Here is a 23,471-nt window from a genome sequence, read left to right as displayed (position 1 = left end):
ACGGCGTTCAGGCGAAGACATGCGCCTTTCCCGATACGGTCAGCCGGACGATCTCGCCGACCGCCGGCGCGTCCATGCCCGGTTTGCGCAGGACCAGCGGCGTGTTGCCGATCGCTGCCGCATCGGGCGGATCGGCATTGTTCAAGAGCCGCACCGCGACCGTGCACATCGAGCCGGCGAATTCCGATTCCGTCACTTCGCCGAACAGCATGTCCGAGGTGCCGGACATGCCCTCGCGCGACGTTCTCTTCAGCGCGATCTGCTCCGGGCGAAGCATGATGCGGGCGATATCGCGGCTGTCATTGGTGTCGACCGCGATGCGGCCGAGCGGCGAGTTGGCGAAGCCATTCGATATCTTGGCCGGCAGGATGATGGCGTCGCCCAGGAATTCGGCGATCATCCTGTCCTTCGGCTTGAGATAGAGTTCGCGCGGCGTGCCGATCTGCGAGAACTTGCCGTCGCGCATCACCGCGACCTGGCTGGCGAAGGACAGCGCCTCGGCCTGGTCGTGCGTCACCAGGATGGTGGTGATGCCGGCGGCTTCCAGCAGCTCGGCTACCGCCTTGCGCATCGAGGCGCGCAGGCCGGTATCGAGCGCCGAGAACGGCTCGTCCAGAAGCATCAGCCTGGGCTTCATCGCCATGGCGCGGGCCAATGCCACACGCTGCTGCTGGCCGCCGGAGAGTTCGTGCGGGCGGCGTTTGAGGATCGCCTTGTCGAGTCCGACGATATAGGCGAGTTCGACGATGCGCTCAGCGCGCTTGTCCTCGCCTCGGGCCATGCCGAAGCCGATATTATCGGCAATGGTCAGATGCGGGAACAGGGCGCCGTCCTGCGCCACCACGCCGATGCCGCGGCGATGCGCTGGTACCGCCGCGCCGCCATTGGCCAGCACCTCGCCATCGAGCGTGATGCGGCCCTGGTCCGGGGCCTCGAAGCCGGCGATCAGCCGCAGCAAGGTCGTCTTGCCGCAGCCGGACGGACCGACAATCGCCGTGCGGCTGCCGCTGGCGACGTTCAGGTCGACGCCGGCAAGGGCGGCCACCGGGCCGTACTGCTTGTGCAGGCCGCTGATTTCGAGAAAGCTCATCGTCCGGCCATCCGTTTCGACTGGACATAGAGCAGCCAGGTCAAGGGAAGCGACATCGCCACCATGATGAAGGCGTAAGGTGCCGCCGAGGCATAATCAATCTCGCCACTGTAGGACCAGAACGCCATCGCCAGCGTGCGGGTGCCGTTCGGCGCCAGCATCTGGGTGGCGGTCAGTTCGTTCATGATGCCGAGCGCCACCAGCGCCATGCCGGCCGCGGCACCTGGCGCCGACAGGCGGATCGTGGTCGACCACAGCGCCTGCAGCGGCGGCCGGCCGAGGCTGGAAGCAGCGCGTTCGAGTTCGACCGGCGCCTGCGCGATCGACGCCCGCAGGCTGACCAGCGCGCGCGGCAGGAACATCAGCGCATAGGCCACCAGGATCGTGAACAGGGTCTGGTAGAGCGGCAGCGCGATGCGCACGGTGATGGTGACCAGCGCCAGCGCAATGACGACGCCGGGCAACGAGCCGACAATGTAGTTGCAGCCCTCCAGCAGGCGCTGCAATGGCCCCGGCGCGCGGATCGAGATCCAGGCCATCGGCATGGCGGCGACGGTGGCCAGCAAGGCGCCGGCGAGCGCCAGGAACAGCGTCTGCCCAAGCGCCAGGCCGATTTCGTCCAGGCGCCAGACAGCGGCGCCGCCGGCGGCAAGCCAGCCGCCGATGGTGACGAACGGCACGCCGAGCGCCAAAAGCGTGGTGACGACAAGCAAGAGCAGGCTCGGGATGGTGGCGCGTCCGAGGCTCGTGCGTTGCTGATGGCGCGCCGCACCTGAGCCGACGCGGGCATAGCGCTCCTCACCGCGCACCAGCACTTCGAGGCCGAGCAGCACGAAGCAGCAACTGACCAGCACGCCGGCCAGCATGTTGGCGGCCGGTCCGTTGAAGGTCGACTGGAACTGGTCGACGATCGCCGTGGTGAAGGTGTCGAAGCGGATGAAGACATAGAGGCCGTACTCGGCCAGCAGATGCAGGCCGACCAGCAGCGAGCCGCCGCAGATGGCGAGCCGCAATTGCGGCAGCACGACCCGCCAGAACACGCGCCGGGGCCCAAGGCCGAGTGCGGCGGCGGCGTCCTCGAGGGCGGGATCGAGACGGCGCAATGCCGCCGACACTGGCAGATACAGGAACGGGAAATAGGCGATCACGGAAACCAGCACGCCGGCCCACAGGCCGTGCAGTCCCGGCACCATGGTGATCCAGGCATAGCTGTGCACGAAAGCCGGGATGGCGAGCGGCGCCACGCATAGCCAGGCCCAGAGCCGGGCGCCCGGCAGGTCGCTGCGTTCGGTCAGCCAGGCCAGCGCAACCGACAGCACGATGGTGATCGGCACGGAGAGCGCGACCAGCAGGACAGTGTTGACCAGAAGCTCGCCGACACGCGGCCGGAAGACCAGCGCCGAGACGGTTTCCCAGCCGGTCTGCACCGCGATCCAGATGATGAAGGCGAGCGGCACCAGCGCCAGCAGCGCAACGAAGATGGCGGCGAGGACCAGCCAAAGCGGTGCGCGTCGCCGGGCCCTTCGGCCTGTGCCCGAAGGCAGGCCCGAACGCGCGAGATCGACCGCGGACTGCATCAGGTCAGACGCCGTGCCGCTGCCGTCCAGCGGCAGCAATTGAAGGACCGCGATCACGGTCGGGAACACAGCGTGTCGTCATCGACGAATGCCATCTCGAAAAACAAAATCACTCCCGCGGAAGGCGAATTCCCGCGGGAGCGTGGTCGGGTGTCCTTTTAGGACGAATGGCAACTAAAGCAAGCCGGCTGCCGTCATCAGGTCGGTGACCTTCTTGGAGTTCAGCGTCGTGGCGTCGACCTTTGGTGCCTGCAGATCGACGAGCGGCACCAGCTTCGGGTTGGACTCCGCACCCTTGCCGACCGCGTATTCGAAGGAATCGCCGGTCTTCAGCACGTCCTGGCCGCCCTTGCCGGTCAGCCATTTCAGGAAGGCCTGGGCTTCCTTCGGATGCTTGCTCGAGGCCAGCACACCGCCGCCGGAGATCGAGACGAACGCGCCCGGATCCTGGTTCTTGAAATAGTGCAGCTCGACATTCTTGCTGTTTTCGCCGGTCTTGGCCTGATCGCCGAAGTAGTAATAGTGATAGATGACGCCGCCTTCGATCTCGCCGGCATTGACCGCCTTCATCACCGTGCTGTTGCCCTTATAGGCGGTGAAGTTGGTTTTCATCGCCTTCAGCCAGTCGGCGGTAGCGGCTTCGCCCTTGAGCTGGAGCAGGGCACTGACGATGGCCTGGAAATCGGCGCCTGACGGGGAGGCGGCCCAACGGCCCTTCCAGCTCGGATCGGCGAGGTCGAGCATCGACTTGGGCAACTGGTCGGCGGTCAGCTTGGTCTTGTTATAGGCAAAGACCGTGCTGCGCGCTGCGACGCCGACCCATTTGCCGCTGGCCGGCTGATAGTCCTGGGGAACCTGTGCCAACGTGTCGGCGTCGACCGGCGCGAACAGGCCGGCCGTCTCGACCAGCACCATGGCCGGCGAGTTTTCCGTCAGGAACACGTCGGCCGGCGAAGCAGTGCCCTCAGCGACGATCTGGTTGGAGAAGTCGCTGTCGCCGCCATTGCGCACGGTGACCTTGATGCCGGTCTCCTTGGTGAAGCCTTCGGCCCACGCCTTGGTCAGGCTTTCGTGCTGGGCGTTGTAGACAATGATGCCATCATCTTCCGCCATCGACGGGCTGGCGATCAGCATGATTGCCAGCGCGGTGGCGCCGGCGAGAGTGGAAAGAGCGTATTTCATGTCATTGTCCTAAAGTTCGGTTGGCACCGGCTCACCTACCGATACCTGACAGCCTTAGTCAACATTGGTGATCTGCTTCAATCGGCCGCTGAAGCACAAACGCTTGATGTCGGGCTCACAATTCCAAGTGATGAAGTGACGCGAATGGCGTGCCGAATTCAACCCGATGTTTGATCGGCCGACCGGATGAATGGGGCGGCTTGCAAACCGTGGAAAAGCACCGAATGCCGCCTGACGACCCTGGGAAGATCCAAGCACCAGCCTTTGGCCTGCGTGAACAAGGCCTCCAGCAGTACAGCCATTTCTAACCGGGCGACGTGTTGACCCAGACAGGCATGCAGTCCGGTGCCAAAGGCAAGGGCCGACGAAATGCCGGAACCCAAATCCAACCGGTCGCCCGCCGGAAAAACAGAAATGTCTCGATTGGCGCTCGCCAGCACGGGTACAACGGCCTGCCCGGCTTTTATGGTTGCGCCACCAAACTGCAAATCTTCCGCGGCGATACGCGCTCCGGCATAGTGAACCGGAGCGCAAAAACGGAGCAGCTCTTCGGCTGCTGAAAACCAACTGACTTTCCCATCTGCAAGCAGCGAAAGCTGTTCAGGGAAGCGTGCAAGCGCGACCAGCGCATTGCCGAAGGTATCGACGACTGTCGCCTGCCCGGCAAAGAGCAGGAATACGATGTTTGCAATGGCATCGTCTTTCAGCCAGCGGCCAGCCTCGACTTCGGCAAGCATCTGAGCTGAAATACCGTTTGGGCGCACAGCACCGTGTTCTATCACGCTGGATACCCATGCCTCCAACCGGCGGCAGGCATCGTCTTCGTCTTCGTCTACGCCTCCGGCCCTTATTTCAAGGGCGTTGGCCATAAGCTGTGCGTCGGCGCCAATCCGCCAGGGATCGTCCATGTCGATACCAAGGATCTGTTCCAGGCCTGAAAACGATAGCGGCAGGCCTATATCACGAACCGCGTCGAACTCCGGTTTTTGTACAGCTGCCTGCGTAAGTTCCGACGCTTTGGCCGCAAGCCGGTCGAACAGCCCATTGCTGGAGGAAAAGCTTAGCGAACCAGCCAATGGGCGGCGCAGGCGCATGTGCCGCGGCGGGTCGGACAGCAGCATGGAACGGGTCAACAGGTCCAGGGCCGGATTGGCGCTGATCTTTTGCCTGACCTCCTGATAGGCGCCCGGCGGTGCCTGCAGCAACAGCGGGTGTTTCAAGGCCTGGGAAACAAGCGCATGGCTGAACACGTAGAAGGCTTCACCGACCTCGGGATAAGGAGGTTTGCCCCAACTGGCGCCTCCTGAACTCCGACGACGGGCGAATTCGGGAAACGCATCGCTGCCATGGGCAATGGGGTCAAATAGATCAGCTTGATCTGTCATCGGGCAAGATCGACAGCAAAGATAACGCGAAATCCGCCGGAACTCATGTCTTCAGGTAGAAAATCGGACGCGAGATGTAGAAATTCGCACCGGAGAACACGGTTATAGAACCGCAGTAGCGGATCCCTCGTTATTGATTCCACCGAAGGCATGACACCGGTCCGGTGCCAATCGTCGATGGTCCGACGAAATTCCGGATCCGGCCGAACCTTGTCGGGCAACTCGTCCTGTGCTCCTGCGTAGGACGGGCAACGTCCGTCGCCGACCAACCAACGCGCACCGACCTGCCGGCCATAGTCAGACATTTGCGACAACAGGCGGCGTGCCATGTCGGTGCCGCGGAATTCGGGTCGCACACCAAGATTGTAAACGTAGAGTGACCGTGCAGGTTGGCTCCTGACAAGCGAAGAGTAGGCGGAGAAGGTCTTGGGGAACCTTCCCGTATCGTGCGGATCTTGGCTGGTTTCCACGAAGCAGATCGCGCCTGCAACAAGGTTCTCAACCATGGCCAGGATCATTGTATGCCCGAGCGAAAGCCGGTGGTGAATTGTTTTTTCGCTGGCACCGAGTCGTCCCCAGGCTGCGGCCTCCATCGCGGCCATGCCCGGAACGTCGTCTGCCACAAGTTGTTGAAATACGATCATCTTCATCGTCGAAAGGCCGCTCGTAATTGCGATATCGAATCGATAATTTTCTGATACCAGCTGTTGATGGGTGCATGAGTAGGGGCGGGTTGTCTCATGATCTTCTATGTTTGCCATCGCTTGCATGCCTATACCCTGGCAAGCCTGCTACTCTATTTTCGAACTGATTTGCAGGATTCTGTGCGCTTTGTCCCCTATGACGAACGGGCGCATCTGCTTGAGATTTCCAGAGGCACCGTTCTTTGGACGGATTTGGACCGACTGAGCGAAGCAGAGATTGAAGCATGCTCCAATCTCAGCCAGCGAATGAAGTCGCAGCAGCCTGATCTGTTTCAACTCAACCATCCGCGAAAAAGCCTTCAGCGTTTCGATCTATTGCGTATGCTGTTCGCGGACGGCATCAATGATTTCAATGTATACAGACCCGAAATTCTGCCGGCGGGAATGCGTTTTCCTGTCTTTCTGCGTGACGAGACGGGCGCCGCTTATAAAGTGCCGCCGCTGTTGCAATCGCCGGCGGAACTCGGCGAGGCGCTCTCGAACCTGGGTACGATGAATTTTGTTCGCCCCATGGTGGTGGAGTTTGGAGCAAAGGCTGGTGCCGATGGCAGCTACCGAAAATACTCGGCATATCGGATCGGCGAGCGCAGTTATGCGCAACACTGCTTCGCCAGCAAGGAGTGGTTCATAAAGGTACAGGGAGGCGGTATGTCGGGGCAACATCGGGTCGAGCATACCGCCTTTGTGCGCGACAATCCGCATGCGGTAGAGCTGATGCCGATTTTCGAGAAGGCGGGGATCTCATATGGCAGGATCGACTACACCATTGTCGATGGTCGCATCCAGGTTTTCGAGATCAACACCAATCCCACTGTATTGAACGACCCTCCCACACCCTTCGACAGATATGATTCGTTGCCTTACGCCAACATGCATGCAGATGCCTTGGCACAGCTGCCATATGCTAACGATCCCCTATCCACTCCGGATATCGATGAGACACATCTCCAGATCTTGGGCCGCCTGAGAAACAAGTACCGTCGCAGACGAATGAAGCTGACCGTTCGAAAGGGCTTCAGGTCTTTCCGGGATGCCATGTTCGGCGCCAAGCCTTGAGTTCAAGAACAAGAGCGCGGGGCAATATCGCACTGGCGATCGGCGCGCAGTGTGCAGCAAACTTTCGTGATTTGCCGGCAGTTTGGCTTGGACATTATTTCGCCGGCCACGTAACAAATCAGCGCCGAGACGCGAAATTCGGGGGAGTGAACTCTTGTGAGCGGCAAGGACGAGGCCGAACTTTCCCGGCTGATGCGGGCCGCCATCGCGGGAGATGAAAGGGCTTACGCCGACTTTCTGCACCGGATTGCCGCGCTGGTTCGCGGTTTTGCCAGGCGCAAGATCGTGCAGGGCGGGGTCGATCCCGAGGATGTCGTGCAGGAAACCTTGCTGGCCATTCATGTAAAACGACATACTTGGCGCCAGGATGCGCCGGTGTTGCCGTGGATCTACGCGATCGCCCGCTTCAAGCTGATCGATGCGTTCCGGCGGCGCGGACGGCGCATCGAGATCGATGTCGACGATATCGCCGAGACGTTCGCCGAGCCGGAAACCGAGACCGTCAGCGAGCGAGACATCAACCGGGCATTGGACAGCCTGTCGCCGGCACTGCGCTCCGTGGTCTCGGCCGTGTCGGTGGAAGGGCGGTCCATCGGTGAGACGGCGGCGAAGTTCGGCATCAGCGAGACGGCGGTGCGTGTGTCGCTGCATCGCGGACTTGCCGCGATAGCCAAGCGATTCGGGCAGGGGCGGTTCGGGCGGGAATGACATGAGGACGGACGATCTCATCAGGGCGCTGGACGCCGATGCAAGCAGCAAGGCGATGCCGCTGCAATCGGCCTGGTGGCTGGCCGCCGGTGCGGGGGCGGTGATCGCGGCCATCGTTTTCCTGCTGACCATCGGCCCGCGCCCAGACTTCATGGCGGCCGCGCACACGATGCGCTTCCTCTCCAAATTCGTCTTCACCATCGTGCTTGCCGTCAGCGCCTTCGCCCTGATCCGCGCCTTGTCGACACCGGGTGCCTCGACGGGCCGGGCAATGGCCTGGATGGCCGCGGCGCCCGTGCTGGTAGCCGTGGCGGTGCTTCTGGAGCTTTTCATGATGCCGGAGGCGCTGTGGGGTACACGGATGGTCGGCAACAACATGATGCTCTGCATGGGCTTCATCCCGCTGATCGGTATTGGCCCGCTTGCCATCTTCCTGTGGATGCTGCGCTATGGCGCGCCGACACGGCCGGTGCTTGCCGGTGCGGTGGCGGGCCTGCTCGCCGGCGGGCTGGCGGCAACCTTCTATGCCGCGCACTGCTTCGACGACTCGCCGCTTTTCGTCGCCCCCTGGTACACGATAGCCATTGCAGCGCTCGCATTGCTCGGTGCGCTCGGCGGACGGTTTTTCATACGCTGGTAGCGTTTCGTAACGATCGCGGACCCGTGCACCGATCCTTAATCATGCCGGCAATTGTTTGCCGGTTAGCGACCACGCCGGCATGCCGGACGCAACCTTTCCTTAAAATCGATCCGCCAAGGTTGATGCGAGAACATGCGTTTGCGCACGGGGGTGGCACGTATCGTGATGTGGCGAGGATTGACCAGCCGAGAATCTCTTGGGCATGCAGGGTTGGCGTTGCTCGTCGCCGGCCTGGGCGTGCTGGCGACCTCGATCCTGCTTTCGCGCCTGGACCTCGGCACCGAAGCGCTGAAGCTCTGCCTGCAGATCGCGGTGGCGCTGGCGGTGGGCGCGCTGTTCCTCGCCGCCCTGTCCATCCGCAGGATCAGCAGGCATCGCCAGCAGATCGCCGAGAGCGAGCTGCGCTTCCGCCGCGCCATGGAGGATTCGGCGATCGGCATCGTGGTTGTCGGTCTCGACGGTCGCATCCGCCAGACCAATCCGGCCTTCGCCGCCATGCTTGGCTACACAAGCGAAGAGATCGAGGCGCTGACTTTCTTCCAGATCACGCATCCCGACGATCTGCAGATCGGGCGGGAGACGATGGACGATCTGAAGGCGGGCACGGTCAATTCCTTCCACTTCGAGAAGCGCTATCTCAGGAAGGACGGAACGCCCGTTTGGGCCCATCTCTCCGGTTCGGTCATTCGCGATGAGACCGGCGGCCGCCCGCTCTATCTCGTCTCGCAAATCGAGAACATCGACGCTCGCAAGCAGGCCGAGGCGCGCATTGCCGAGGCGGAAACGCGTTGGAATTTCGCCCTGGCCGGCGCCGGCCAAGGGGTCTGGGACCTCGATATGCGCAAGGGCGGCACGACCTATTCCTCGACCTGGGTCAAGATGCTGGGCTATGCGGATGGTGAGCTCGATGGCGACACCGACCGCTGGCTGACGATGATCCATCCCGACGATCGCGAGACTGTCGCCGAAGCGGATCGCGCTCATCTCGAGGGCAAGACACCGTTCTTTGAGGCCGAGTTCAGGATGCGCCACAAGGATGGCCACTGGATGTGGATACTCGACCGCGGCAAGGCTATCGAACGCGACGAGGATGGACGGCTGATCAGGGCCATTGGCAGCCTGACCGACATCACCCGTCGCAAGGAGGCCGAAGAGCGCCTCACTGTGTCGGCGGCAATGCTTGCCGATGAAAAGGAGCGGCTGAGGGTGACGCTGCAATCGATCGGCGATGCCGTCATCTGCACCGATGCCGCAAACCGCGTCACCTTCATGAACCCGGTCGCCGAAAAGCTGACCGGGATTGCCGGCGGCGAGGCTCTCGGCAAGATGCTTGGCCATGTCTACTGGGCGGTCGACGAGGAGACGGGGCACAGGATCGGCGTCACCCGGCCCGCGATTGGCGTTCATGCGCCCGCCGACCAGAACAGCCGCGCCGTCCTGATCCGGCGCGACGACACGCGCTGCAGCATCCGCCAGGTCGTGTCGCCGATCATCAACGAACGGAACGAATTCTGCGGGCTGGTCATCGTCTTCCAGGACTTTTCCGATGCGCGCGCGCTGCAGCGCCAACTGGCGCACGCCGCGGCACACGACGCGCTGACCGGCCTTGCCAATCGCTCCAGCTTCATCCGCGCCATGGAGGAACTGGTCGGTCAGGCCCGCAAGGACGGCACCGCCGACACGAGGAAGTCGACCGGCGACACGACAGAGTCGGTCGGAGCCAGCGGACATCAGTTCATGTTCATCGATCTCGACCACTTCAAACTGGTCAACGACACGGGCGGCCACGCGGCGGGAGACGCGCTGCTGAAGCGGGTTGCCGTGGCGATTCGCGGCGTGCTTGGTCCAGACGATATCGTCGCTCGCCTCGGCGGCGACGAATTCGCGGTCATTCTGAAATCGGGTTCAGCAGCCGGCGCCAAGATCGCGGCGCGCTCCATCATCGATGCGATCGGCGGGCTGGACTTCTCCTGGGACGGCCGTTCTCACGTGATCGGCGCCAGCATCGGGTTGGCTGCGATCAATGCCAATTGCGGTGAAGTCGACGAGATCATCGCGCGGGCCGATGCGGCCTGCTATGCGGCCAAGGCGGCGGGCCGTGGCTGCGTCTCCGTGGCGCCCGACGCCCAGATCGTGGATGGCCCGACAGAGCCGTTGGCCGCGGCCTCCTGATCGAGCCTGTCACGGCTGATCCGAAAGGCTTGTCCCTGGCCGACGATCCGCTCAGCGCGTCGGAACGGGATGCTCGCCACGATAGTCGTAGAAGCCGCGCCCGGTCTTGCGGCCGAGCCAGCCGGCCTCGACATATTTCACCAGCAGCGGGCAAGGTCGGTACTTGGAGTCCGACAGGCCGTCATGCAGCACCTGCATGATGGACAGGCATGTATCGAGCCCGATGAAGTCAGCCAGCTGCAGCGGCCCCATCGGATGGTTGGCGCCGAGCCGCATGGCGGTGTCGATGGCATCGACCGAGCCGACCCCCTCATAGAGCGTGTAGATCGCCTCGTTGATCATCGGCAGCAGGATGCGGTTGACGATGAAGGCCGGAAAATCCTCCGAGACCGTGATCGTCTTGTCGAGCTGCTTCACATAGGTCTTGGCGGCCTCGAAGGTCTGGTCCTCGGTGGCGATGCCGCGCACCAGTTCGACCAGCTTCATCAGCGGCACCGGATTCATGAAATGTATGCCGATGAACCGCTCCGGCCGGTCGGTCTGCGCGGCAAGCCGCGTGATCGAGATCGACGAGGTGTTGGTCGCCAGGATGGCTTCGGGATTGAGCTGCGGACAGAGTTGGGCGTAGATCTTGCGCTTGACCGTCTCGTCCTCGGTCGCCGCCTCGATGACCAGATCGGCGCCGGCAAGATCGGCCATCGCCGGAGCGGCCGAAATGCGGCCCATCGCGTCGTTGCGAACCTTTTCGTCGAGCTTGCCGGACCCCACCTGGCGGGCCATGTTGCCGCTGATTGTGGCGATGCCCTTCTCGATGCGGTCGGGCGATATATCGTAGATCAGCACCTTGTAGCCCGAAAGCGCGGAGACATGGGCGATGCCGCCGCCCATCTGGCCCGCGCCGATGATGCCGATCGTCTCGATCTTGCTCATTACACCGATCCCGTCAAAAGGCCTTTGCGGCCTGCTTTTTGTGCGGTGCACACTAAAAGGGCGGGGCGACTTCGTCTACCCCACCCTCACCATTTAATACGCTTTGGCAGAAAGCGTCAAAGCGCCTTTTGCAGCTCCGGCAGAATGACGAACAGGTCCCCGACGAGGCCGTAGTCGGCAACCTGGAAAATCGGCGCCTCCTCGTCCTTGTTGATGGCGACGATGACCTTCGAATCCTTCATGCCGGCGAGGTGCTGGATAGCGCCGGAGATGCCGACCGCGATGTAGAGATCGGGGGCGACGACCTTGCCGGTCTGGCCGACCTGCCAGTCGTTCGGCGCGTAGCCGGCGTCGACCGCTGCGCGGGAAGCGCCGACGGCGGCACCGAGCTTGTCGGCGACCGGCAGGATGACCTCCTGGAACTTCTCCGCCGAACCCAGCGCACGACCACCCGAGATGATGATCTTGGCCGAGGTCAGCTCCGGACGGTCGGTCTCGGAGAGCTTGTTCTCGACGAAGGTGGACAGGCCGGGATTGGCCGCGGCCTTGACAGCCTCGACCGCCGCCGAGCCGCCCTCGGGGGCTGCCTGGAAGGAGGCGGTGCGCACCGTGATCACCTTCTTGGCGTCGCTCGACTGCACCGTCTGGATGGCGTTGCCGGCATAGATCGGCCGCTTGAAGGTGTCGGGCGATACGACTTCGATGATCTCGGACACCTGCGCGACGTCGAGCAACGCTGCCACGCGCGGCGCGACATTCTTGCCCGACGAGGTCGCCGGCGCGATGATGGTGTCATAAGCGCCCGCCAGCGACACAATGAGCGCTGCCGTCGGTTCGGCCAGGCGCTCGGCAAGCTCGTCGGCCTCGGCCAACAGCACCTTGCTCACGCCCTTGAGTTTGGCGGCAGCGTCCGCTGCCGGCTTGGCGCCCTTGCCGGCAACCAGCACATGCACGTCCGAGCCGATCTGCAGCGCCGCCGACAGCGCCTTGGCGGTCTGGTCGGAAAGCGTTGCGTTGTCGTGTTCTGCGATGAGGAGAATAGCCATTTTTCTTGTTCCTTTCCCGATCGCTTACAGCACGCCGGCTTCGTTCTTGAGCTTGTCGACCAGCTCAGCGACGCTCTTGACCTTGACGCCTGCCTTGCGGCCACTCGGCTCCTCGGTCTTGATGACCTTCAACCGCGGCTTGACGTCGGCGCCGTAGTCGGCCGGGGTCTTTTCGTCGAGCTGCTTCTTCTTGGCCTTCATGATGTTGGGCAAGGAGGCATAGCGCGGCTGGTTGAGGCGAAGGTCGGCAGTCACGATCACCGGCATCTTCAGTTCCAAGGTCTGCAGGCCGCCATCGACTTCGCGCGTCACCTTGGCCTTGTCGCCGTCGAGCACGATCTTGGAAGCGAAGGTGCCCTGCGCCCAGCCAAGCAGTGCCGCCAGCATCTGGCCGGTCTGGTTCGAGTCGTCGTCGATCGCCTGCTTGCCGAGAATGACGAGGCCGGGCTGCTCGGCGTCGACGACGCCCTTCAGCACCTTGGCGACGCCGAGCGGCTCGGTTTGTTCATCGGTCTTGACCAGGATGGCGCGGTCGGCGCCCATGGCGAGTGCGGTGCGCAGGGTTTCCTGCGCCTGCTGCGGGCCGATCGAGACGACGATGATTTCTTCCGCCTTGCCGGCTTCCTTCAGCCGGATTGCTTCTTCCACCGCGATTTCGTCGAACGGGTTCATCGCCATCTTGACGTTGGCGAGCTCCACCGCCGAACCGTCAGCCTTCACGCGAACTTTGACGTTCGCATCCACAACCCGCTTCACGGGCACAAGGATCTTCATTTGCCTGTCACCTCTTCACGCTAGTTGGGCGCGCTATAACAGCCTGCGCCCGTTCTGAGTTGTCGAAAGCCGACATTTCGGATGGAAATTCTGGTCTTTGCCCGCCTTAGGTTGCGGCGGTGACGTTTCCGTAGTTGCGGCAACCCTGCACGTCAATACGCTGCAAGCCGCTCAAATCGGTTCAGTCCGAACTGGAAGCGTTTCCTCGCCCCCAGCGCGGTGTCGCGGCGGGCGGGTCGGGGATCAGCGGTTCCGTGGCAACCGGCGGTTGGTCGGGAGCGGTGGGCGCGACGTCCTCGTCGGCGCCGGCAAACAGCGGCACGCCGCGGCTGCGCAAGACGAGCACAAGAACAGCTCCGGCGATGATGCCGCCGATATGGCAGGCCCAGGAGATCTGATCCTCGCCACCGGCGGCAAACATCACCACCTGGAACAGCACCCACAGGATGAGCGGGATGAAGGCCGGAATCCGCAGCGGGATGCGGGCAAAGGCCAGCACCCAGACCTTCACCCTGGGATAAAGGATCAGATAGGCGACGACCACCCCGGCGATGGCGCCGGATGCACCGATCAGCGGCACTTGCGAATCCCAGGCGACGAGGCCCTGGAAAGCGGCGCCGGCAATGGCGCACAACAGATAGAAGATGAGGTAGCGGATGTGGCCGAGCGCATCCTCGACATTGTCGCCGAACACCCACAGGAACAGCATGTTGCCGCCGAGGTGGAAGATGTCTGCATGCAGGAACGAATAGGTGAGGTAGCTCAGGCTTTCGGGGATGACGATGAAACGGGGATCGAGCTCGGCGGTGTCATGGACGACCGACGGGATGAAGCCGAGACCAAGGACGGCGGCATTGGAGAAACTCTCGCCGCCGAGCGCGGTGACAAGGTAGACCAGGGCATTGACCACGATCAGCCCGATGGTCACATATTGCAGCCTGATGTGCCGCAGCCTGTTGGTGTCGTAAAGCGGGATGAACATTGCCCCAGGCCCTCTTCCGCTTTCGACAATCAGCGGTTCTTGCCGGGAACCCATAGCACGTCGGCGTTTCCGTTGTCATTGACCGCCCGGGCGGCGACAAACAGGAAATCCGAGACGCGGTTGATGTATTTCAGACCGTCGCGGTTGACGTGCTCGTTCGGGTCCTGGGCAAGGGCCACGATCAGCCTTTCGGCCCGCCGCGCCACGGTGCGGGCAAGGTGAAGTGCCGCCGCTGCCGGCGTGCCGCCATTGAGCACGAAGGATTTGAGCGGCTGAAGCTCCTTGTTGAGAAGGTCGATGTCCTTTTCGACCCGGTCGGTCTGCACGGCGACGATGCGAAGCGGCTCGTAGCCGAGCGGCTTGCCGTCGTCGGGCACGGCGAGATCGGCGCCGAGATCGAACAGATCGTTCTGGATGCGGGAAAGCATGTCATCGATCGCGGGATGGGTCGCGGCCGTGTGGACCCGGGCGATGCCGATGCAGGCATTGGCCTCGTCGACCGTGCCGTAGGCGTCTACCCGCAGGTCGGATTTCAGCCGCCTTTCGCCGGTGCCGAGACCCGTGGTGCCATCATCGCCGGTGCGGGTGTAGATCTTGTTGAGCTTGACCACGTAGCCTCCCGGCTGCCGATATCCTCACTTGCGGGTGAAATACACCGCCAGCAAGATCAGCACCAGCGCCACGGCCTGCAGCATGACGCGTGCCTGCATCAGCTTGTTCGAGGTGACGCCGGAACCGCCGCGCATCATGTTGATGAGGCCACGAACAAGCACGACCGCAACGGCGACCATGACCAGAATGGCGAGAATGTTGAAGACGGTTGCCATTGTTGCGTTCCAGTTGTTTGGCGTTCAGGCGCGTTTGGCCATCAGGCGGTAGAGCATCGATGCCGGCAGGATGCGTTTGAGCACCGCACCGATCCTGGCCGGCACTGTTACCACATAGTGCGGGCGCGGGCGCCGCGACAGAAGTGCATGGCGCAGCGCCGCATGAACGACTTCCGGCCCTGGCTTCAAGGCCGATTGGCTGCCGCCGGCCCGCAACCGCTCGAGTTGCGCCGCATAGTCCACGCGGTGCACAGAATTTTCGTGGTCGATGCTGCTGAGAAACCAAATGAGGCCATTGCTGGCGATCTTCGACTTCACCGGCCCCGGCTCGATCAGCGAAACGTGGACGCCGCTGCCGGCCAGTTCCTGGCGCTGGCAGAGCATCAAGGCCTCCAGTGCGTGCTTCGACGCCGAATAGGCGCCGCGAAAGCGCACCGGCACCAGGCCAAGGATCGACGAGCAGTGGACGATGCGGCCGTGACCCTGGCGGCGCATCACCGGCACCAGTCGGCGGGTCAAATCATGCCAGCCGAAGAAATTCGCCTCGAACTGCTGCTTGAGCGCCGCAACGGGCAGATCCTCGACGGCGCCCGGCTGCGCATAGGCGCCGTTGTTGAACAGGGCGTCGAGCCGGCCGCCGGTGCGGTCGAGCACCGCCGTCACCAGCGCGGCGATGGAGTCCGGCTCGCAATAATCGAGATAGAAGGCCTCGATGCCGTCGGCTTCGAGCGCGGCGATGTCCTGCGGCTTGCGCGCCGTTGCGAACACCCGCCAGCCTTCCGCCTTCAACGCGCGGGCGCAGTACGCGCCTATTCCCGAAGACGCACCGGTGATGATAATCGAGCGCACCTTCTGCGCCGGACTGTTCGTGGTTTCGCCAAGGGTTGCCATTTGCCGCAATCCCTTCCCATATTCCCGGCGTGGAGACAATTGGAGGGCGCGGTTCTTGTTGCGGAAGATCGTAGCCCTCAAGCGGGTTCTCTACGACGCGCTTGGCCATTTCAACACCGATGACGGCTGGGCCATGGCCAGCCATCTGGCGATCACATCGCTGATGGCGCTGTTCCCGTTCCTGATCTTCGCGACGACGCTGGCGAGCTTCCTGGGCGCGCAGGCGTTCTCCGACACGGCCGTGCATCTGGTCTTCGACACCTGGCCCGAACAGATCGCCAAGCCGATCGCGCGCGAAGTGCTCAATGTGCTGACCGTCAGGCGCACCGACCTTTTGACCTATGGTGTGGTGCTTGCGGCCTATTTTGCGTCGAACGGCATCGAGGCGCTGCGCACGTCGCTCAACCGAGCCTATCGCGTTTCGGAAACGCGCGGCATCATCTACCGCCGGGTGCAGAGCATCATCTTCGTTCTCATCGCCACGGCCGGTTTCCTGGCGATCAGCGTGCTCCTGGTGTTCGCGCCGCTGCTGGCGCGGCTCGCCGAAGCCCATATCGACTGGATCAAGCCCTATATGGGCACCATCACACTGTGGCGTTACGTCATCGCTTCGGCGGTCATCGTCGGCGGATTGTTTGCCGTGCATTTCTGGCTGCCGGCGGGCAAGCGCCGCTTCGTCTCGCTGGTGCCGGGCATCGTCTTCACGCTGGCGGCATGGCTTATCGGCTCGACCATCTTCGCCACCTATCTCGACCACTTCTCGTCCTATGTGACGACCTATGCCGGCCTGGCCTCGATCATGATCGCCGTGGTCTTCCTCTACATGGTCTCGGCGATCTTCATCCTCGGCGGCGAGCTCAACGCCGCGATCAGTCGCTATCTGGAGGCGCGTGCGCGGGTGGGATGACAGGTCGAATTGAGGAATTGAAGAACTGAAGAATTGGAGAAAGAGCGGGTCATATCCGGCGCTGTCTGTGCTTCTTCCTCAATTCCTCAATTCCTCAATTCCTCAATTCCTCAATTCCACAGTTCTTCCCTTGGCCTGCCGAGCCGTTGCCAGGCCAACGCCGAAGGTCGTGATCGCCATGCCGACGATCTGCAGCGCGTTGAGCTGTTCGTCGAAGAGTGCCCAGGCGATGACCGCCGTCACCGCCGGCACCAGGTAGAACAGCGACGCCACTTTCGACATCTCGCCGTCGCGGATCATCACCATCAGCAGGAAGATGGCGCCCAGCGACAGCACCAGCACCAGCCAGGCCATGGCGAAGATCAGCTCGCCATTGATGATGATCGTGTGGGTTTCGAAAGCGAGCGAGGCGAGGAGCATCAGCGAACCGCCGCCGACATATTGCCACATGGTCGCCGCGACCAGGTCGCCGCCGGAGGCGAAGCGCTTCTGCCAGATGGTGCCGGCGCTCATGCCGAGTACCGAGACCAGCGAGGCGGTCAATGTCGCAACTGTTACGCCGCCGCCCAGCGCGCCGAGCTTCGGCCACAGCACGATGACGATGCCGATGAGGCCGATACCAAGGCCAAGCCAGTGGCGCGGCAGGATCGCCTCGCCGAGAAACTTACCGGCAAGCACCGCCGTGATCAGCGGCTGCAGGCCGACGATGAGGGCCGAAAATCCGGCCGGCATGCCCCTGTGGATGGCCCAGAAGACGGCGCCGAGATAGACGCCATGCATCAGGATGCCGGCGCCGGTGGCATGCAGCGCCTCCTCGCGGGTGGCTCTTTTCGAGCCCAGCACAAGCATCAGGACGGCCAGCAGGATGGCGGCGATGACGAAACGCGCGGCGAGGAATGTGAACGGTTCCGCCCACGGCATGGCGTAGCGCGCGCCGATAAAGCCGGTCGCCCACAGGACGACGAAGGTGGCGGGGATGAACCGCTTGATGCTGTGCATGTTCCGGAGACCGCCGCGCTGGAGGGAGTTGACCGTGGCGCTGCTCTACTGCGCTTCAACCCGGCGCGCAAAACGAAACCGTTGATCCATGCATCACCGGAATTCAACGGGCGTCAAGTTCGACATGCGTTACCTTGGCCGCGCCGCGCTCAAAAGCCCGACCGTCCGCCTGATGTCGTCAGGCGATGCGCCGGCATGGCGCAATGCGGCAAGACCGGTGTCACGGAGGCTCTTCGACAGTTTTCGTCCGTCTGGTCCGAGGATGAGGCGATGATGGAAATAGGCCGGTTGCGGCAGTCCGAGGAGTTGCTGCAGCAGGCGCTGCACGCCAGTGGCGGAAAACAGATCCTGGCCGCGCACGACGTGGCTGACGCCTTGCAGCGCATCGTCCATGACGACGGCGAGGTGGTAACTGGTCGGAATGTCTCGGCGCGCCAAGATCACGTCGCCCCAGTCCCGCGGGCGGGCTTCGACGGAGCGCGTCGCGGAAAGCGTCTCGTCAGAATACTCCGTCCATGAAAGGTCCTTGCCGACACGCGCCGTGGCGGCATCGACATCCAGCCGCCAGGCGAAGGGTGCATTCTCGGCGATCCGCCGCTGGCGTTCCTTCAGCGGCAGCGCCTTGTCGGTGGCGGGGTAGAGCGGCACGCCATCGGGATCGCGCGGCCAGTCGCGCCCACGCTTTTCGCTGTCGGTGATGAAGGCGCGGATCTCGCCACGGCTCATGAAGGCGGGGTAGACGAGTTCGTCCGCGATCAACCGCTCGAGCACCGCCTGGTATTCGGCGAAATGCTCGGACTGGCGGCGCACCGGCTCTTCCCAGCCAAGCCCCAGCCATTTCAGGTCGGCAAGCACGCCTGCCTCGAATAGCGGCGTGCAGCGCGTCGTGTCGATATCCTCGATGCGCAGCAGCAGGCGGCCGTGCGCCTGTGCCGCCAGCTTCTGGTTGAGCAGCGCCGAATAGGCGTGGCCGAGATGCAGGTCGCCGTTGGGGCTGGGCGCGAAGCGGAATGTCAGGAGTGTCATCTCTCAGGCGGCAATCATGTTTTGCGGCGCTCCGCCAATTGCTACCCTGTCGACGGTCGAGGAACAAGAAAGCATGCGCCGTATCGTGACATCAGACGACATTGCCCGGGGGCTCGATGCGCTTTGCGTGATCGACCCGCGCCTGGAAAAGGTGCGCGGCATGGCCGGCGAGGTGCCGCTGCGGCTGTCCGAGCCGGGGTTTCGAAGCCTGGCGTCGATCGTCGTCTCGCAGCAAGTGTCCCGCGCCAGTGCCGATGCGATCTTCGGCCGGCTGACCAAACTCGTCGATCCGCTGACGCCGCAAGCGATCCTGGCCGCCGGCGAGGACATGTTTCGCGAGGCCGGCCTGTCGCGGCCCAAGCAGCGCGGCCTGATCGCAATTGCCCAGGCGGTGGCCGACGGCCTCGACCTTCATCACCTCTGTTCGCTCGATGCCCAGGAGGCGATCACGACGATGACGGCGGTGTCCGGCATCGGCCCGTGGACGGCGGAAGTGTATCTCTTATTCGCCGCTGGGCATCCCGACATCTTCCCCGCGCGCGACGTCGCGCTGCAGAGCGCGGTCGGCCACGCGCTCGGCATCGAGCCGCGTCCGCCGGAGAAAACCCTGATCGCATTGGCCGAATCATGGAGCCCGTGGCGAGGTGTCGCATCGCGGCTTTTCTGGTCCTATTATCGTGAAATCAGAGGGCGAGACGCCGCGCCGCCGGCCTGAATCCGCAAAAAATCATAAAAATCACGCATTTTTGGCGCTTAGGCCACGCGACAATCCGCTTCACATCCCTGTCATGTCGGGCTTACAGTATCCGCGCCGTTCGGGTCTAGAACCAAGGAGGTGAACACGTGACGGTTGCCGTATCTCCGGATGGGCTTCCAGCACTGGTGCTGAATGCGGATTACCGTCCGCTCAGCTATTACCCCTTGTCGCTCTGGTCGTGGCAGGATGCCATCAAGGCGGTGTTCCTCGACCGGGTGAACATCGTCGCGGAATACGAGCATGCCGTCTCCTCGCCGACCTTCTCGATGAAGCTGCCGAGCGTGGTCAGCCTGAAGGCCTATGTGAAGCCCTCCAGGCACCCGGCCTTCACCCGCTTCAACGTCTTCCTGCGCGATCGCTTCCAGTGCCAGTATTGCGGCACGCCGGAGGATCTGACCTTCGATCACGTCATCCCCCGCCATCGCGGCGGCGCGACGACATGGGAGAATGTCGTTGCCGCCTGCTCGCCCTGCAACCTCAGGAAGGGCGGCATGATGCCGGCGCATGCCAAGATGTGGCCGCTGCAGAAGCCTTTCCAGCCGACGGTGCACGATCTGCACAACAATGGCCGCCTGTTCCCGCCCAACCATCTGCATGAGAGCTGGATGGATTATCTGTACTGGGATGTCGAACTGGAGCCCTGAGATCGTTCGAGAATTCGGGAGGCTGGCCGTCTGGAGCGATTGTCTGCGCTTCCGATGCTCACGGACCAAATGTCCGCTCCGCTTCGGTTCTCGAGAATCACTCCATACGACTCAGCCTGCCGAATTCCTTGAACGATCTCGCGTCGGCGCCATCGCGCCAAATCAGTCGCGGGTGAGGGCGCCGCGGAAGGCTACGGCGGCGAGGATCAGGCTGGCGATGGCGTTCCAGCCGGCCAGGGACAGGCCGAGGATGCGCAATGCGGCTTTGTCGCAGGACGGCGGCACGAATTTGTCGAGCGCGTCGAGCACGCCCTTGCCGCCGGTGTCGACCGGCCCGGCGCCTGCGGTACAATCGGTCGGGCCGGCCCACCACTGCCATTCGACGCCGGAGTGGTAGACGCCGAGATAGAGGCCGTAGAGCATCAGGATGCCGCCGACGGCCAGCAGGCCGCGCGTCAGCCAGCTGGGTGCGTGCAGCATCGACGCAATCACCGCCAGCACCATCAGCGGCACGCCGATATAGTAGGGCGTGCGCTGTTCGAGGCAGAGGTGGCAGGGGATGTAGCCGCCGAGATACTGGAAGCCGAGCGCCGAACCAACGGTGGCGGCCATGGCAACGGCGAGGAACAAGGCGGTTAGCGTGCGCTGGCGTCCGGTGTCGGCATTCATGGTCGCTGTCATTTCAATCGGTCCGTCCGGCTCGCAATGGTTCTGTTCAGAACGCGTATTTGACGAGGATATAGAGCAAAATCAGGGCAGCCGCGCCGGCGCCGGCGATGAGGCCGAGGCGCTTTTCGATGAATTCGCGGATCGGTTCGCCATAATGGCGCAGCAGCCAGGCGAGCAGCAGGAAACGGCCACCGCGGGCCACGATCGCCAGCACCACGAACAACAGCAAATTGACGCCGATGACGCCGGACAGGATCGTCACCACCTTGATCGGCGGCAGGTGGGCAGCGCCCGACGTGATCAGCATCAGGACGATGAAGCCGACGCCTGCCCCCGCGCGCAGCGCTTCGAACTCGTCGTACTTGCCGTAGAATTCGAGGATCGGCCTCGCCACCGCGTCATAGGCGTAGTGGCCGATGAACCAACCGGCGATGCCGCCCAGCACCGAGGCGACGGTGGCGATCAGCGCATAGCGGTAGGCGCGATCCGGCCGCGACAGCGCCATCGGCAGATAGAGCACGTCGGCCGGCACCAGGAACACCGAGCTTTCGACGAAAGCGATGAAGGCCAGCCACCATTCGGCGGATTTGCGGGCCGCCAGCGACAAGGTCCAGTCGTAAAGTCCGCGAAGCATCGGCACTCCTAATGCGTGTCGTTCCATTGCGCAGGCAGGTTGGGGTGTAACGGCATGCACAGAACAAAGACCCAGAGCACGCCATCCGTCCCCGCAGACGTGCCGCGCTTTGATGCGCCGCCTGTCTAGAAAGATTTTCCGCGCTGCACAATGGCAGCCCCGTCACGAAATCGAAAGGCGCAGTTTGGTCGCATCTTGAGAGCGCCGGAGAATTGGCCAGTTGACGAACAGGCCTCCAACCGTATAGTCCCGCGCCATCCAGGCCGCCCGGCCTGAGCCCCTATGGCGGAATTGGTAGACGCGCTCGACTCAAAATCGAGTTCCGCAAGGAGTGCTGGTTCGATTCCGGCTAGGGGCACCAACCTTCACTCTTCGAGCTTTGGGTGGCAAATCCCAACGCGATCAAGACGCCTTACGCGTCGCGGTGGGATCGCCGTCATTGGCCGCGCCAAGCTCGCCAGCCGCCAGCAATTCGTCGAATGTCCGTTCGAGATCGGCATTGTCATCCGCTGCCGGTCCGCTGGGCGGATCCTGGCGTCTCAGCGTTTCCAGCCTGTGGTGAAGCTGGCGGTTCTCATCGCGGCAACGGGCATGCGCGAGCTCGTCGGTCATGTCGCGCAAGCGGAGATCGGCGAGTTGAACCTTCACCGCGCCATAGTCTCGGCGCGCCGCGTCGCGCTCCTGGCGCAACGTCGCAATCTCGGTTTCCGAGGTTTGGCGCCGATGCTCGGCCACGCCCTCGGCGGGCTGTCCCACGCTCGGCGTTGCGCGGACCACGCTTTGATCGGCGGCGCTGCGCTGGAGCGAGCGCAACCTCTTTTCAAGTTCGACGGCCCGTACCTGAGCGGTGGCGGCGCAATCGCCGAGAACGCCGCGCTGATGCTCGACCGTGGACAGCCGCACCTGCAGGTCCTGCTGCACCAGCATCTGCGCAGACAGTTTGCCGGTCAGTCTTTCGTTTTGGAGCTGGTAATCCGCGACCTTGGAACGAAGCAGCATGGCGGCCTGTTGCAAGCTGGCGAGCCGCGATGCAACGTCCTCACGCGCCTGCTCGGCGGCTTGCCTGGCGATGATCTCGTCGCGAAGTTGCCCCGACACGCGCGCCAGGTTCCGGCCCAGACGCTCAACCTCGACATTCGCTTCGAGGAACCGCGTTGCCCGCTGGCCGGCATGCCTGTCCGCTTGCGCAATGGTCTGCCGTGCCTTGTTGAGTTGGACGTCCAGGTCGGCGATTGTCTTACTCGCGATCGATAGCTCGCGCGATTTTCGCCCAAGCTCTTTCGAGGTGCGATCCTGCAAGCGCTGCAGCTTCGCCACCTCTTCCTGCAATTCCCATTTGTCGGTATCGGGAGCGTCGGCATCGTGATCAACCAACGACCACGCCAAGTCGTCATCGGCACGTGGATCCAGCCTATCGTTGGACAAGAGCGAGGAGCCGCGCATGGCGCGGGCCTGGCTCGAGCCCGTCCGGGCCGAAGTCGAGCCGAGGGAGGCGGCCAGCGTGTCTGACTGGGCCAACCCGGTCACGGGCTCCTCTTCGAAGAGAGGCAAAGCTTGATGCGTTGCGGCTCGAATGCTTCGGATCAGTTCTTCGAAGTCTTCGTCGGCCCTTCGGACAACGGCGCTGTCCTCCGCACTGATGTGCCGGGCGCCGTTGGCCTCATGATTCAGCGACATTTCTCTCTCATCGCTACCGAATCACTAGATTATCGTGAATTAAGAACAAGAATGCGAGTAGATCTTATCGGCTTTCACCGGAAATTTCTGCGAGAAATCTCGTTTTTTACAAGCAGAGATCAATATTCGCGTTTGCCTGCTGGCAACCGAAGTAAATTCCCGGTCACCCACCCCTCAAATATTGCAGCGAAGAT

At 63.0% G+C, this 23,471-nt stretch carries 24 protein-coding genes and 1 tRNA gene; 8 read left to right on the top strand and 17 right to left on the bottom strand.

What is annotated here, in order from left to right:
• Positions 1 to 7 precede the first annotated feature (7 nt).
• The 5 genes from NKK51_RS20490 to NKK51_RS20470 form a co-directional block, all read right to left on the bottom strand.
• Positions 8 to 1,090, bottom strand: coding sequence for an ABC transporter ATP-binding protein (locus NKK51_RS20490; protein WP_352554421.1), 1,083 nt, complete (start codon positions 1,088 to 1,090; stop codon positions 8 to 10).
• Entirely contained in the window at positions 1,087 to 2,667 is a 1,581-nt protein-coding gene (locus NKK51_RS20485) for an ABC transporter permease (RefSeq protein WP_352554458.1), read from the bottom strand. The genes NKK51_RS20490 and NKK51_RS20485 overlap by 4 nt, the downstream gene beginning before the upstream one ends.
• 174 nt (positions 2,668 to 2,841) lie before the next feature.
• Positions 2,842 to 3,849, bottom strand: coding sequence for an iron ABC transporter substrate-binding protein (locus NKK51_RS20480; protein ID WP_023811123.1), 1,008 nt, complete (start codon positions 3,847 to 3,849; stop codon positions 2,842 to 2,844).
• Positions 3,850 to 4,007: 158 nt separating this feature from the next.
• On the bottom strand, positions 4,008 to 5,234 hold the full coding sequence (locus NKK51_RS20475; protein ID WP_352554420.1) for a cytochrome P450: 1,227 nt from the start codon (positions 5,232 to 5,234) through the stop codon (positions 4,008 to 4,010).
• Entirely contained in the window at positions 5,231 to 6,004 is a 774-nt protein-coding gene (locus tag NKK51_RS20470; protein ID WP_196815322.1) for a GNAT family N-acetyltransferase, read from the bottom strand. The genes NKK51_RS20475 and NKK51_RS20470 overlap by 4 nt, the downstream gene beginning before the upstream one ends.
• Between NKK51_RS20470 and NKK51_RS20465 the strand changes: the two genes are divergently transcribed.
• The 4 genes from NKK51_RS20465 (at position 5,975) to NKK51_RS20450 (ending at position 10,514) form a co-directional block, all read left to right on the top strand.
• The gene (locus NKK51_RS20465; protein ID WP_023811126.1) at positions 5,975 to 6,994 is read left to right on the top strand and encodes a hypothetical protein; all 1,020 of its coding nucleotides are present in this window, start codon (positions 5,975 to 5,977) and stop codon (positions 6,992 to 6,994) included. The genes NKK51_RS20470 and NKK51_RS20465 overlap by 30 nt on opposite strands.
• A gap of 156 nt (positions 6,995 to 7,150) precedes the next feature.
• Positions 7,151 to 7,702, top strand: coding sequence for a sigma-70 family RNA polymerase sigma factor (locus NKK51_RS20460; RefSeq protein WP_352554419.1), 552 nt, complete (start codon positions 7,151 to 7,153; stop codon positions 7,700 to 7,702).
• 1 nt (position 7,703) lies between these two features.
• Positions 7,704 to 8,342, top strand: coding sequence for an NrsF family protein (locus NKK51_RS20455; protein ID WP_352554418.1), 639 nt, complete (start codon positions 7,704 to 7,706; stop codon positions 8,340 to 8,342).
• A 210-nt stretch (positions 8,343 to 8,552) separates the two neighbouring features.
• Positions 8,553 to 10,514, top strand: coding sequence for a PAS domain S-box protein (locus NKK51_RS20450; protein WP_352554417.1), 1,962 nt, complete (start codon positions 8,553 to 8,555; stop codon positions 10,512 to 10,514).
• Between the two features lie 51 nt (positions 10,515 to 10,565).
• Here NKK51_RS20450 and NKK51_RS20445 read toward each other — a convergent pair whose 3' ends face one another.
• The 7 genes from NKK51_RS20445 to NKK51_RS20415 all read right to left on the bottom strand — a co-directional run bounded on the left by NKK51_RS20445 (position 10,566) and on the right by NKK51_RS20415 (position 15,964).
• Positions 10,566 to 11,444 (bottom strand): 3-hydroxybutyryl-CoA dehydrogenase, encoded by an 879-nt coding sequence (locus NKK51_RS20445; RefSeq protein WP_013529423.1) that lies wholly within the window; start codon positions 11,442 to 11,444, stop codon positions 10,566 to 10,568.
• A gap of 116 nt (positions 11,445 to 11,560) precedes the next feature.
• A complete protein-coding gene (locus NKK51_RS20440) occupies positions 11,561 to 12,490 on the bottom strand; it encodes an electron transfer flavoprotein subunit alpha/FixB family protein (protein ID WP_292679708.1) in 930 nt (309 codons plus the stop codon).
• Positions 12,491 to 12,514: 24 nt separating this feature from the next.
• Positions 12,515 to 13,264, bottom strand: a complete 750-nt coding sequence (locus NKK51_RS20435; RefSeq protein ID WP_352554416.1) for an electron transfer flavoprotein subunit beta/FixA family protein — start codon at positions 13,262 to 13,264, stop codon at positions 12,515 to 12,517.
• 181 nt (positions 13,265 to 13,445) lie between these two features.
• Positions 13,446 to 14,246: a rhomboid family intramembrane serine protease gene (locus tag NKK51_RS20430; protein ID WP_352554415.1), complete on the bottom strand. Its 801-nt coding sequence runs from the start codon at positions 14,244 to 14,246 to the stop codon at positions 13,446 to 13,448.
• A gap of 29 nt (positions 14,247 to 14,275) precedes the next feature.
• The gene (locus tag NKK51_RS20425) at positions 14,276 to 14,857 is read right to left on the bottom strand and encodes a cob(I)yrinic acid a,c-diamide adenosyltransferase (protein ID WP_352554414.1); all 582 of its coding nucleotides are present in this window, start codon (positions 14,855 to 14,857) and stop codon (positions 14,276 to 14,278) included.
• 24 nt (positions 14,858 to 14,881) lie between these two features.
• Complete coding sequence (locus NKK51_RS20420; RefSeq protein ID WP_013529428.1) at positions 14,882 to 15,073, bottom strand: twin transmembrane helix small protein; 192 nt, start codon at positions 15,071 to 15,073, stop codon at positions 14,882 to 14,884.
• Between the two features lie 24 nt (positions 15,074 to 15,097).
• Positions 15,098 to 15,964, bottom strand: coding sequence for an SDR family oxidoreductase (locus tag NKK51_RS20415; RefSeq protein WP_352554413.1), 867 nt, complete (start codon positions 15,962 to 15,964; stop codon positions 15,098 to 15,100).
• Between the two features lie 55 nt (positions 15,965 to 16,019).
• Here NKK51_RS20415 and NKK51_RS20410 point away from each other — a divergent pair, with 55 nt between their 5' ends.
• Positions 16,020 to 16,871 (top strand): YihY/virulence factor BrkB family protein, encoded by an 852-nt coding sequence (locus tag NKK51_RS20410; protein ID WP_013529430.1) that lies wholly within the window; start codon positions 16,020 to 16,022, stop codon positions 16,869 to 16,871.
• 102 nt (positions 16,872 to 16,973) lie between these two features.
• Here the strand turns inward: NKK51_RS20410 and NKK51_RS20405 are convergent, their stop codons facing one another.
• Both NKK51_RS20405 and gluQRS read right to left on the bottom strand, forming a co-directional pair.
• On the bottom strand, positions 16,974 to 17,870 hold the full coding sequence (locus tag NKK51_RS20405) for a DMT family transporter (RefSeq protein WP_352554412.1): 897 nt from the start codon (positions 17,868 to 17,870) through the stop codon (positions 16,974 to 16,976).
• A gap of 129 nt (positions 17,871 to 17,999) precedes the next feature.
• Positions 18,000 to 18,896, bottom strand: a complete 897-nt coding sequence (gluQRS, locus tag NKK51_RS20400; RefSeq protein WP_352554411.1) for a tRNA glutamyl-Q(34) synthetase GluQRS — start codon at positions 18,894 to 18,896, stop codon at positions 18,000 to 18,002.
• Positions 18,897 to 18,969: 73 nt separating this feature from the next.
• On the opposite strand from gluQRS, the gene NKK51_RS20395 reads away from it, so the two are divergent.
• Together NKK51_RS20395 and NKK51_RS20390 are read left to right on the top strand one after the other, a co-directional pair.
• Positions 18,970 to 19,611, top strand: coding sequence for a DNA-3-methyladenine glycosylase family protein (locus NKK51_RS20395; protein WP_352554410.1), 642 nt, complete (start codon positions 18,970 to 18,972; stop codon positions 19,609 to 19,611).
• Positions 19,612 to 19,739: 128 nt separating this feature from the next.
• The gene (locus NKK51_RS20390) at positions 19,740 to 20,297 is read left to right on the top strand and encodes an HNH endonuclease (protein ID WP_006328497.1); all 558 of its coding nucleotides are present in this window, start codon (positions 19,740 to 19,742) and stop codon (positions 20,295 to 20,297) included.
• Positions 20,298 to 20,459: 162 nt separating this feature from the next.
• On the opposite strand, the gene NKK51_RS20385 is transcribed toward NKK51_RS20390, so the two are convergent.
• Positions 20,460 to 20,978 carry a disulfide bond formation protein B gene (locus tag NKK51_RS20385; protein WP_013529434.1) on the bottom strand — a complete coding sequence of 173 codons (519 nt, stop codon included), beginning with the start codon at positions 20,976 to 20,978 and terminating at the stop codon, positions 20,460 to 20,462.
• 34 nt (positions 20,979 to 21,012) lie between these two features.
• On the bottom strand, positions 21,013 to 21,600 hold the full coding sequence (locus NKK51_RS20380) for a YqaA family protein (RefSeq protein WP_023811139.1): 588 nt from the start codon (positions 21,598 to 21,600) through the stop codon (positions 21,013 to 21,015).
• Positions 21,601 to 21,876: 276 nt separating this feature from the next.
• Here NKK51_RS20380 and NKK51_RS20375 point away from each other — a divergent pair.
• Positions 21,877 to 21,961: transfer RNA gene (locus NKK51_RS20375), tRNA-Leu, on the top strand.
• Between the two features lie 41 nt (positions 21,962 to 22,002).
• Here the strand turns inward: NKK51_RS20375 and NKK51_RS20370 are convergent.
• Positions 22,003 to 23,277 carry a coiled-coil domain-containing protein gene (locus NKK51_RS20370; protein ID WP_352554409.1) on the bottom strand — a complete coding sequence of 425 codons (1,275 nt, stop codon included), beginning with the start codon at positions 23,275 to 23,277 and terminating at the stop codon, positions 22,003 to 22,005.
• Positions 23,278 to 23,471: the final 194 nt, after the last annotated feature.

This window comes from Mesorhizobium sp. M0011 (assembly GCF_040324155.1).
In the GTDB taxonomy this organism is placed as follows: domain Bacteria; phylum Pseudomonadota; class Alphaproteobacteria; order Rhizobiales; family Rhizobiaceae; genus Mesorhizobium.
The sequence above is the reverse complement of the archived record's forward strand: the minus strand, read 5'-3'. Positions and strand labels throughout refer to the sequence as shown.

Excerpts from the sequence above, each read along its gene's own strand:
- NKK51_RS20490 (WP_352554421.1), bottom strand. The coding sequence starts at position 1,090 with ATGAGCTTTCTCGAAATCAGCGGCCTGCACAAGCAGTACGGCCCGGTG.
- NKK51_RS20485 (WP_352554458.1), bottom strand. The coding sequence starts at position 2,667 with ATGCAGTCCGCGGTCGATCTCGCGCGTTCGGGCCTGCCTTCGGGCACA.
- NKK51_RS20480 (WP_023811123.1), bottom strand. The coding sequence starts at position 3,849 with ATGAAATACGCTCTTTCCACTCTCGCCGGCGCCACCGCGCTGGCAATC.
- NKK51_RS20475 (WP_352554420.1), bottom strand. The coding sequence starts at position 5,234 with ATGACAGATCAAGCTGATCTATTTGACCCCATTGCCCATGGCAGCGAT.
- NKK51_RS20465 (WP_023811126.1), top strand. The coding sequence starts at position 5,975 with ATGATCTTCTATGTTTGCCATCGCTTGCATGCCTATACCCTGGCAAGC.
- NKK51_RS20470 (WP_196815322.1), bottom strand. The coding sequence starts at position 6,004 with ATGCAAGCGATGGCAAACATAGAAGATCATGAGACAACCCGCCCCTAC.
- NKK51_RS20455 (WP_352554418.1), top strand. The coding sequence starts at position 7,704 with ATGAGGACGGACGATCTCATCAGGGCGCTGGACGCCGATGCAAGCAGC.
- NKK51_RS20445 (WP_013529423.1), bottom strand. The coding sequence starts at position 11,444 with ATGAGCAAGATCGAGACGATCGGCATCATCGGCGCGGGCCAGATGGGC.
- NKK51_RS20440 (WP_292679708.1), bottom strand. The coding sequence starts at position 12,490 with ATGGCTATTCTCCTCATCGCAGAACACGACAACGCAACGCTTTCCGAC.
- NKK51_RS20435 (WP_352554416.1), bottom strand. The coding sequence starts at position 13,264 with ATGAAGATCCTTGTGCCCGTGAAGCGGGTTGTGGATGCGAACGTCAAA.
- NKK51_RS20430 (WP_352554415.1), bottom strand. The coding sequence starts at position 14,246 with ATGTTCATCCCGCTTTACGACACCAACAGGCTGCGGCACATCAGGCTG.
- NKK51_RS20420 (WP_013529428.1), bottom strand. The coding sequence starts at position 15,073 with ATGGCAACCGTCTTCAACATTCTCGCCATTCTGGTCATGGTCGCCGTT.
- NKK51_RS20415 (WP_352554413.1), bottom strand. The coding sequence starts at position 15,964 with ATGGCAACCCTTGGCGAAACCACGAACAGTCCGGCGCAGAAGGTGCGC.
- NKK51_RS20405 (WP_352554412.1), bottom strand. The coding sequence starts at position 17,870 with ATGCACAGCATCAAGCGGTTCATCCCCGCCACCTTCGTCGTCCTGTGG.
- gluQRS (WP_352554411.1), bottom strand. The coding sequence starts at position 18,896 with ATGACACTCCTGACATTCCGCTTCGCGCCCAGCCCCAACGGCGACCTG.
- NKK51_RS20395 (WP_352554410.1), top strand. The coding sequence starts at position 18,970 with ATGCGCCGTATCGTGACATCAGACGACATTGCCCGGGGGCTCGATGCG.
- NKK51_RS20385 (WP_013529434.1), bottom strand. The coding sequence starts at position 20,978 with ATGACAGCGACCATGAATGCCGACACCGGACGCCAGCGCACGCTAACC.
- NKK51_RS20380 (WP_023811139.1), bottom strand. The coding sequence starts at position 21,600 with ATGCTTCGCGGACTTTACGACTGGACCTTGTCGCTGGCGGCCCGCAAA.
- NKK51_RS20370 (WP_352554409.1), bottom strand. The coding sequence starts at position 23,277 with ATGTCGCTGAATCATGAGGCCAACGGCGCCCGGCACATCAGTGCGGAG.